Origin of the sequence: Neobacillus sp. SM06 (assembly GCF_050496765.1) — a bacterium.
GTDB lineage: Bacteria > Bacillota > Bacilli > Bacillales > Cytobacillaceae > JAEVLT01.
In genome coordinates this window covers 171,841-181,417 of sequence record NZ_JBNWEO010000014.1, presented here as the reverse complement: position 1 = coordinate 181,417, position 9,577 = coordinate 171,841, and the positions used below count along the sequence as shown (strand labels likewise).

The 9,577-nt window shown below is 40.2% G+C and carries 7 protein-coding genes and 1 tRNA gene; 6 read left to right on the top strand and 2 right to left on the bottom strand.

Annotation, left to right across the window (positions count from 1 at the left end; all coding sequences use genetic code 11):
- Positions 1-83: 83 nt before the first annotated feature.
- The 4 genes from tnpC to ACQYAD_RS09420 all read left to right on the top strand — a co-directional run bounded on the left by tnpC (position 84) and on the right by ACQYAD_RS09420 (position 4,257).
- Positions 84-1,709, top strand: a complete 1,626-nt coding sequence (gene tnpC, locus ACQYAD_RS09435; protein ID WP_430237608.1) for an IS66 family transposase — start codon at positions 84-86, stop codon at positions 1,707-1,709.
- Between the two features lie 65 nt (positions 1,710-1,774).
- Positions 1,775-2,617 (top strand): sugar ABC transporter permease, encoded by an 843-nt coding sequence (locus ACQYAD_RS09430; protein ID WP_430237595.1) that lies wholly within the window; start codon positions 1,775-1,777, stop codon positions 2,615-2,617.
- 592 nt (positions 2,618-3,209) lie between these two features.
- Positions 3,210-4,019 carry an alpha/beta hydrolase gene (locus ACQYAD_RS09425; RefSeq protein ID WP_430237594.1) on the top strand — a complete coding sequence of 270 codons (810 nt, stop codon included), beginning with the start codon at positions 3,210-3,212 and terminating at the stop codon, positions 4,017-4,019.
- Positions 3,985-4,257, top strand: a complete 273-nt coding sequence (locus ACQYAD_RS09420) for a hypothetical protein (protein WP_430237592.1) — start codon at positions 3,985-3,987, stop codon at positions 4,255-4,257. The genes ACQYAD_RS09425 and ACQYAD_RS09420 overlap by 35 nt, the downstream gene beginning before the upstream one ends.
- A gap of 32 nt (positions 4,258-4,289) precedes the next feature.
- On the opposite strand, the gene ACQYAD_RS09415 is transcribed toward ACQYAD_RS09420, so the two are convergent.
- Positions 4,290-4,544: a hypothetical protein gene (locus ACQYAD_RS09415; protein WP_430237590.1), complete on the bottom strand. Its 255-nt coding sequence runs from the start codon at positions 4,542-4,544 to the stop codon at positions 4,290-4,292.
- A gap of 410 nt (positions 4,545-4,954) precedes the next feature.
- A tRNA-Arg gene (locus tag ACQYAD_RS09410) sits at positions 4,955-5,028 on the bottom strand.
- A 300-nt stretch (positions 5,029-5,328) separates the two neighbouring features.
- Here ACQYAD_RS09410 and ACQYAD_RS09405 point away from each other — a divergent pair.
- Both ACQYAD_RS09405 and mutS read left to right on the top strand, forming a co-directional pair.
- On the top strand, positions 5,329-6,738 hold the full coding sequence (locus tag ACQYAD_RS09405; protein WP_430234557.1) for an ISLre2 family transposase: 1,410 nt from the start codon (positions 5,329-5,331) through the stop codon (positions 6,736-6,738).
- Positions 6,739-6,973: 235 nt separating this feature from the next.
- Positions 6,974-9,571: a DNA mismatch repair protein MutS gene (gene mutS, locus ACQYAD_RS09400; protein WP_430237588.1), complete on the top strand. Its 2,598-nt coding sequence runs from the start codon at positions 6,974-6,976 to the stop codon at positions 9,569-9,571.
- The last annotated feature ends 6 nt before the right edge of the window (positions 9,572-9,577 follow it).

The following is a 9,577-nucleotide window of genomic DNA, read 5'->3' as shown; positions in this document are numbered from 1 at the left end:
ACACTAGAACAATAATCTGAATAGTTCTAGCTATTTTCGTTAATTTTTTTGTGGAAATTCGTCGTATTTTGTAGTATAATAAAATTAAGAAAAATAATACATATCTTCCAAACCCTACAATTGAAGAACTCCTAAAACGCTTAGAAGCACTTGAAAAGCAAAATGCAGAATTAGAGGCGAAGCTTAAAGAGCAAAACGAGTTAGAAATCAAAGTAAAATGGCTCGAGGAACAGCTTCACCTCCTGCAGCATAAAAGATTCGGTGCTTCTAGCGAAAAAACTCTCCCTGGTCAATTGGACCTTTTTAATGAAGTGGAAAACGAATCAAATCTTGAATTACCAGAACCAGAACCAGAACCAGAATTAGAATCAATCACTTATAAACGCCGCCGTAAAAAACCCGGTCATCGCGAAGCGATGTTAGAAAACCTGCCTGTGGAAACGATTGAATACCGTTTGCCCGAAGAAGAACAGGTCTGTTCGTGTTGCGGTGGAGCATTGCACGAAATGAGTACAGAAGTTCGTCAAGAACTCATTTATATTCCTGCGGAATTAAAAGTAAAGAAACATGTTCAATATGTTTACTCTTGCCGTCATTGTGAGGACGAGGAGATTGAAACTCCTATTCAAACAGCATCCATGCCTAAACCAGCCATTCCTGGCAGCTTGGCATCTCCTTCTATCTTGTCACATATTATGACTCAAAAATATGTAGAGGGTTTGCCTTTATATCGCCAAGAGAAACAATTTACTCGAATGGGCATTAATCTGTCTCGCCAAACATTTGCCAATTGGATGATTATTGGTGCAGATCGGTGGTTAAGTGCTTTGTATAACAGAATGCATACCCTTCTTCTGAAGCTTGATATTTTGCAAGCTGACGAAACCACTCTTCAGGTTCTTCATGAACCTGACAGGCCGGCCACTTCTAAATCCTATTTATGGTTGTATCGCACAGGGAAAGAAGGACCTCCTATCATTGTTTATGATTACCAGGAAACCAGGGCTGGAGAAAATCCAAAAAACTTCTTAAACGGTTTTAAAGGGTATTTACAAGTAGACGGGTATGCCGGTTACCACAAGGTACCAGATGTAACTCTGGTAGGATGTTGGGCTCATTCTCGTAGAGGATTCACTGATGCACTAAAATCCTTGCCTGCCAATAGCACAAAACCAGTGACGGCAACGGAAGGCCTAAATTACTGTAATCAACTTTTTGCGATTGAACGCAAATTAAAAGAACTAGATCCCAAAGATCGTTATGAGGCACGTCTCAAGCAAAGTAAACCAGTATTAGACATTTTTTTCGAATGGCTTAAAATACAAGAACAGAAAGTTTTACCAAAGAGTGCACTTGGAAAAGCCGTCGCTTACTGTCTAAACCAATGGGATAAATTAGTGGCCTTTTTAGAGGATGGGCGATTGGAGATAGATAATAATAGAAGCGAAAGATCTATTAAACCCGTAATTATCGGAAGGAAAAACTGGCTGTTCGCGAATACACCGAAAGGTGCCCGATCCAGCGCCATAATTTATAGCATAGTGGAGACGGCAATAGCTAATGGATTGAATCCATATTACTATCTTCGATATTTATTTGAAATGCTTCTCAATATGGATATGACAGATGAGAATGCCTTAGATAAGTTACTACCTTGGTCACCATCGATCCCTGTTAGCTGCGTAGCCTTTAACAGGATATCTAAATAATACAACAAGCTCCCATCTCACTGAAGGTGGGGGCTATTTGACGCTTACGAAGAGGATATGTTGTCATGATTAAAATAATATTACATTCAAATAAACTTATCGATTCTATTATTTATCTCATTTTGTTTATTACTGCCGTTACTGTCCTTTACCCTGTTTATTGGATTATTATAGGTTCTCTTAACCCCGGTGATTCCCTTTTTTCTACAAAATTGGTTCCAGATCATTTAACTTTTGAACATTTTCGTTATCTATTTAAGGAAACAGATTATTTAACTTGGTATAAAAACACCTTAAAAGTTGCTTTTTTTAATATGATTATCTCAACATTTTTAGTTGTTTCAGCAGCTTATGCCTTCTCACGGTTCAGGTTTCCTGGTAGAAGATACGGACTTATGACCATGCTTGTTTTGCAAATGTTCCCTGGATTTATGGGGATGATTGCGATTTATATTCTATTACTTCAAATGGGTCTATTGGATAATCTTTGGGGATTAATACTGGTCTATGCAGGAGGATCTATTCCTTTCGGGGCATGGCTTGTGAAAGGGTATTTTGATGGATTTCCTAAAGGCTTGGAGGAGGCTGCAAAATTAGATGGAGCAAATCATATCCAAATTTTTTATAAAATAATGCTCCCACTATCAACACCAATATTGGTATTTATTGCTATAAGCAATTTCATTGGACCATGGATGGATTTTATTTTTGCAAGGTTAATTCTGCGTTCGGATAGCAATAAAACATTGGCAATAGGGTTGTATGAAATGGTAACTGGGAGAGGGAATTCGCAGTTTACAACATTTGCTGCCGGTGCCGTTTTAGTTGCTATTCCTATCACCATTTTATTTTTAATTTCTCAAAGATACATGGTTGATGGACTAAAAGCCGGTGCCAATAAAGGTTAAGGAATTTTTATTGGAGGAAAAGAAATGTTAATGTAAAGAGAAAGGGTTCAAAAGATTCTTTCAGATTTAAGTTAATATATGTATTCAGATTCAAAGGCTGTTACCCGCTATAAAAAGAAGGAAGCAATTTAAGGGTGGAGAAGCGCTGGATTTAGATGTAAGTGATTGGTACGACTTTACCACCGACCAACGTTGGGGAGGATATGACAATAACATTTGGTTTAGGACTGAAGAGCGGATTCCTGAACGCTTTGCTGGAAAAACGGTTGTGTATTAAGTAATTACAGGTAGTGAAGCATTTTAGTTCATTGGGTAGTTGATTGTTTAGTTCATTTTGATCTATCATATAAGGGACGCCTCTTTTGTATGGTAGTGATTTTAGACAATCTCACTTTACCACAGAATGAGGTGTTTTTTCACACAATAGGATCTTTGTCAAGCAAAATAATCAAATAGCACCAATGCTTGCTGGGTCGCTATTAAAGGTTACTTTTCAAGTGCGAAAGTTGAGTTATTAATTGATTGATAGGGCTGTTTTTGCACTATGGCTAAAAGCTGCCCTGTTAAAACCAGTAAAGAGGAGGAGCAAAAAATGCTATGTGAAAAACTTGATATTCGAACGAAGAATTCTGAGGCGAAATTGTATACATATATTTTAGATAATTCCCCAGAAATTGACCGTCAACGAAAACGTCCAATGGTCATTATTTGCCCAGGCGGGGGATATGCATTTACTTCAGACCGAGAAGCTGAACCTGTTGCGATAAAAATGAATGCCATGGGATTTCATGCCTGTGTTTTAAGATACAGTGTTCGTCCCGCTGTTTTTCCTACAGCACTTGCAGAACTTGCTTTGGCGGTGGCTCTTATTCGAAAGAATGCAGATCAATGGCATGTCGACAGGAATAAGATTATTGTTGCTGGTTTCTCTGCTGGGGGTCACTTAGTAGCAAGTTTAGGTGTTTTTTGGAATAAACCTTTCTTGCAGGAAAGGCTGGATATTTCGATGGAAGAAATTAAGCCGAACGGAATTTTATTAAGTTACCCGGTTATTACTTCTGGATCATATGCACATAAGGGTTCATTTGTTGCCTTACTGGGGGAAAACTATGATGAACTAATTCAGGAGGTTTCACTGGAAAAACATGTCTCGGCCGATACCCCACCAACTTTCCTTTGGCACACATATTCAGACCAGTCTGTTCCGGTTGAAAATAGCTTGTTGTTTGCCAATAGTCTGCTGGAGAATAAAGTTTCACTGGAACTGCATATTTATCCAAATGGAATCCATGGTTTATCCCTTGGAACAGAAGAGACTCAATCAGCAAATAATGAAAGAACTTTTCAACCAGAGGTCGCAAACTGGATTGAAATGGCAGGACGGTGGATCAAAGGGCTTTAGGAATGGAAAGATAAAGAATGTCATTTCTGTACCAAGAGAAAGCTTTTACGAACGAATTTTCGCAGGGAAAGAACAAAAGGCAGAAGAGCCTTGGTCAGCAAAGGCGGTTGCTTCAGCTAAAGTTGAACCAAGGTTTTTACTTGCAGATCAGCACATTCATTTTGTTACCGCCCAAGCTTTTTATCCTGGGCTTCTTTTTGTTTTCGAAAAAAAATTATTTGCTTTTTCAGTTGCATAAGGATATGGGATTAACTCAAATTCTTCATGGGGTTATTGTTGTTTAGAAGTTTGCTTCATGATGTTGAGTTCTAGTTCAGCGTCAGCTACTTTTCTATTAACAAATACAACGCCTTCGCGGATTGAACGGATTTGGCTCATTAAAAGGTTATCTGCATTAAGATTTTCCACTTGATAGGAATCCAGTTTTTCAGAAAGATTACGGATATCTTCTTTAGTGGCCATCGTAGATTTAATCTCTTTAAGTTCATTCATAAGTTGCAAAAATAATTCATTCAGTTCACTCATTTTAATTTTCCTTCCTATATTTTTAGGAACAACTATATTTTTCTTTGTTTCTCGAGTTCTTTCCAGATTCTCGATTCTTAATCATTTCCCAAATCTTACGAAGCTCGTCTACCTGTTCTTCAGGGAGCTATGATAAACTTAATGACAGACGCAAACAACTTCAAAAACCGTAAATAAAGCTTCACGGTAAGCGAGAGGGGTGCGACCCTCTCGCTTACTTCAAATATAACATATTTGAAGGCGAATGAAGAGATTGAACCAAACTTATTTCAATGTACGAAGTGTAAACGCCATATGGATCTAAGAGCGTCTTAAATTAATTCTGCCCCATTTCTGCCCCAAGAGCAAACTTTAACGAACGAATTTTCGCAGAAAATAAAAAAAACCCTTGCTATTCAAGGGTTTTTTAGCGTCCCAGAGAGGATTCGAACCTCCGACCTACAGTTTAGGAAACTGTTGCTCTATCCTACTGAGCTACTGGGACATAAATAAAAAAGGGTTCCATTTCGCCTTGAATCGGTATGTGACGCAAGAAGCAAAAGTAGGATCATGTGTGATGTTTTTTAAGGAACGTATTTAATTATATAAAGAATAGCAAAAAAGGTCAATAAAAATTTGGCAGTTGTTCCGTAACGATAAAATCACTGCCATCGTTTCTTTTTCAAATTGCCAAGTACTATGTGTAAAATATTTCTCGGGACCAATTGCTGGTAAAAAAAGAGAAGGCACTCTATCATAAATGTACGCTGACCAAGGCGAAATACATTTAGAAAGAGGCCTTCTCATGGAAAAAATTATAACAAAAATATACAAATTAATAAAGGAAAGTGAAAATCTAATAATCCTTGAAGAACGTCTTCAGCTTTTGATGTATGAGGTTTTTTCTCAACTCCTAGGGGAAGTATTTAATCATATGAACCAGGCAATTGTGAAGGAAAAACAGAAAGCGGATTGGAAAGTCGAACGAAATGATCCAAAGACTGTTCAGTTCACTTTTGGAACGATCCGATTTAATCATACGTTAATGCATGATAATGAAGGTCATCCAGTCTATCCTTTTGATGAATTATTGGGTTTGCGAAAACATCAGCGTTATAGTCCTCTGGTTGAGGTTAAGGTAGCTGAATTAGCCAGTCAAAACGCCTATAGGGAAGTGGCTCGAACCCTAAAAGAATGGACCGCTGTGACAATCAGCCATCAAACAGTGGGAAAGATGGTTAAGTCTGTGGGAGGAGCACAAGCGAAGGCGGATGAAGAATTAGTATTGGATTTGGAGGAAGCGGCCAGCTTACCAGAGGCAAAGAAAGTGGATTTTTTAATGGCTGAGGCGGATGGGGTATTTGTCCGAAGTACAAAGCGTAGAAAGAATATAGAGGTTCATCACGCCATTACATATGAGGGCTGGGATATCAATGGAAAACGTGTATCTTTGAGAGAGCCAAAGGTTATCATGACCACTCAGCGCACAGATGTGTTTTGGAGCCAAGTACAGGCCACTACGGCTCACCGCTATAGCTTGGAGAATACTCAAGTAGTGACCAATAGTGACGGAGGTCTGGGCTATACAGCTGACAAATTCCAAGGAGCCTTTTCACAATCTCGTTATAAGGTGTGGAATCAACTGGACTCTTACCATATTTCGCAATCACTAAATCGGACATTCGGGGTAAAAAGCGACTGGAAAGACAAGGTGAAAAAAGCCATTGACGATCATGATATGGATGCATTTACAGTGTGTTTAGACACATACGAAAGCACGCTTGAGGATTCAAAACAACTTGAGAAATTAAAAGCATTCCGTTGGTATATTGGTGGAAATTGGGATCGAATTTTTGATTGGAGAAATAAGGTTAAGAATCTGCCAGAGAATGCGAGAAACCTAGGAGCGATGGAGTCGAATCAGCGCCACGTCTCTTTTCGGATGAAAAAGAGAGGGATGCATTGGAGCTATGAGGGGGCTGAGGCAATGGTTAAAATTAAACAAGGTATTCTTAATCAAACCTTGAGAGAGGTATACCTTAAGCACCAGCATAAAAGCGCTAGAAAGCAGCGTGAAGTGAAGAAAGCGGTGAGAATGTCCCAGATTCTTCACCAGGCTACCCGGCCATCTATAGGAGCCAAAAACGGGAGAATCAGCTTACATGCCCCCCATTCGACCGCTATGGGGCAATTAGTTAAGAGTATGAGTTTATAACCTGCATGTTTTCATAAGGTTCGTGAGAACGTTATGAAAATGTGCAGGCCACCAAGCGGTAGCGCGGTAGGGAAGTCAGCGTACAAAAAGTGAGTGCCAGAAACCACGTGTCCAGAGCACTACCGAGAAAAACTTGACACATACTGCCAAGTATCTGCCGGTGTCCGAGGGCGGCCAATATGATATAATTGTCGAAGATACTCGAATTGATAGATTGGAAATGTTGGAGGAAATTATGGCTCATTATACGCCGATGATACAACAATACTTAAAGGTAAAGGCAGAGCATCAGGATGCCTTTTTATTTTTTCGCCTTGGCGATTTTTATGAAATGTTTTTTGAAGATGCTTTAAAAGCATCGCAGGAGCTTGAAATTACGTTAACGAGCCGGGAAGGCGGCGGGGATGAGAAGATTCCCATGTGCGGAGTTCCCTACCATTCAGCGCAAAGTTATATTGAACAACTAATTGAAAAAGGCTACAAAGTGGCCATTTGTGAACAAACAGAAGATCCGAAACAGGCAAAAGGGGTAGTGAGACGCGAAGTTGTTCAGTTGATCACGCCTGGTACCTTGATGGAGGGACGCGGGCTTAACGATAAAGAAAACAACTACATTGCCTCGGTTACCCCATTTGCGGATAATACGTTCGGACTTGCCTATAGCGATCTTTCGACGGGCGAAAGCAAGGTAACGCTTTTGTCAAACCAATTTGACGAAGTGCTGAATGAATTGGCAGTACTAGGTGCAAAAGAAGTTGTGATTCCGAGCAACTTTAATGGTGAGTTGCAAAAACAAATGCGCGACCGATCTGCAATCACTTTATCGTTTGAGGATAAGGATGGAACCGAAGAATCCTTCAGCAGCCTTTTGCTCGATTTAACACAAAACAAATTAAAGCAGACAGCAGCGAGATTGTTTCACTACTTATACCGGACACAAAAGAGGAGCCTTGACCATTTGCAGTCGGTTTCCACATACCAAATCCAACAGTATTTGAAAATTGATTACTTTTCAAAGCGCAACTTGGAGTTGACAGAAACCATTCGTTCCAAAGGGAAAAAAGGTTCGCTGCTTTGGCTGCTTGACGGAACCATGACCGCAATGGGCGGCCGGATGCTCAAGCAGTGGATCGATCGGCCGCTTATCGACAAGCACGAAATCATTCGCCGGCAAAACTTGGTGGATACCTTGATCCAGCATTATTTTGAACGACAGGATCTTCGGGAGAAATTAAAGGAAGTCTATGATTTGGAACGTCTTGCCGGACGGGTGGCATTTGGGAATGTCAATGCCCGCGATTTGGTGCAGCTTAAGCGTTCTCTAACGCAAATTCCTTTTTTAAAAGAAATCGTTCGCCAGTTTGAAACGGAAGAAGCAGTGGAGCTCGCAGAACAATTGGATCCGGTTGAAGAAGTCACCGATTTATTGGAGCAGGCAATTGTCGATAACCCACCGCTATCATTAAAAGAAGGCAATATGATTCGCGACGGCTATAACGCCCAGCTTGATCAATTCCGCGATGCAAGCCGCAATGGCAAGACATGGATCGCCCAGCTTGAACAAAAAGAACGGGAAAAAACGGGCATCAAATCACTGAAAGTGGGCTACAATCGTGTATTTGGCTATTATATCGAGGTGACGCGGGCCAATTTGCATCTTTTGCAGGAAGGGCAATATGAACGAAAACAAACTTTAACAAATGCAGAACGGTTCATTACCCCGGAATTGAAGGAAAAAGAGGCATTGATTTTACAAGCAGAGGAAAAAATTGGCGAGCTTGAGTATGAACTGTTTACTAACATTCGTGAGACAGTAAAAGAATATATTCCAAGACTGCAATCATTGGCAAAAAATGCAAGCAAGCTTGATGTATTGCAATGCTTTGCTCAAGTGAGCGAAGAACGGCGCTTTGTAAAACCGCAATTTTCCGAAGAACGTCGCATTGTCATTAAAGACGGACGCCACCCGGTTGTTGAAAAAGTTCTGAATTCCCAGGAATATGTTCCAAATGACTGTTATATGGACAGTGAGAGAGAAGTTTTATTAATCACCGGACCGAATATGTCAGGGAAAAGCACCTATATGCGCCAAATTGCTTTAATTGCCATACTTGCTCAAATCGGCTGCTATGTCCCGGCAAATGAAGCGGTCTTGCCGATTTTTGACCAGGTTTTTACTCGGATCGGAGCTGCGGATGATTTAATTTCCGGGCAGAGTACGTTCATGGTCGAAATGCTTGAGGCAAAAAATGCAATAACAAACGCAACGCAAAACAGTTTGATTTTGTTTGATGAAATTGGTCGTGGCACATCAACCTATGATGGAATGGCTTTAGCCCAGGCAATGATTGAATATATTCATAACCGAATCGGCGCAAAAACCTTGTTTTCAACTCATTACCATGAACTGACGGTTTTAGAAGAAAATTTACCGAAATTGAAAAACGTCCATGTCAGTGCCGTTGAGCACAATGGCAAAGTGGTGTTTCTTCATAAAATTAAGGAAGGCCCTGCAGATAAAAGCTATGGAATTCATGTGGCACAATTAGCGGAACTGCCCAATGAATTAATTGCCCGCGCAGAAGAAATTTTACAAGAATTAGAAGCGGAGCCAATGCCACAACCGTCAGCAGTTGCCATCAAAGAAGAATACCATGAGCCATCCGGCCAGCTGTCGTTTTTCGATGAACCGAAGGAAATAGATCAGTCCCATACACCGTCGGCAAAAGAAAAACGAGTTTTGGAACAACTGAAAAAGCTGGATATTTTAGATATGACACCGCTGCAAGCGATGAATACATTGTACGAGCTGCATAAAAAAATAAAAAGCTAGGAGGTG

What these genes read in the sequence shown, in the direction of transcription:
- ACQYAD_RS09425 (WP_430237594.1), top strand. Translation starts at nt 3,210, where the DNA reads ATGCTATGTGAAAAACTTGATATTCGAACGAAGAATTCTGAGGCGAAA.
- ACQYAD_RS09415 (WP_430237590.1), bottom strand. Translation starts at nt 4,544, where the DNA reads ATGAGTGAACTGAATGAATTATTTTTGCAACTTATGAATGAACTTAAA.
- ACQYAD_RS09430 (WP_430237595.1), top strand. Translation starts at nt 1,775, where the DNA reads ATGATTAAAATAATATTACATTCAAATAAACTTATCGATTCTATTATT.
- mutS (WP_430237588.1), top strand. Translation starts at nt 6,974, where the DNA reads ATGGCTCATTATACGCCGATGATACAACAATACTTAAAGGTAAAGGCA.
- ACQYAD_RS09405 (WP_430234557.1), top strand. Translation starts at nt 5,329, where the DNA reads ATGGAAAAAATTATAACAAAAATATACAAATTAATAAAGGAAAGTGAA.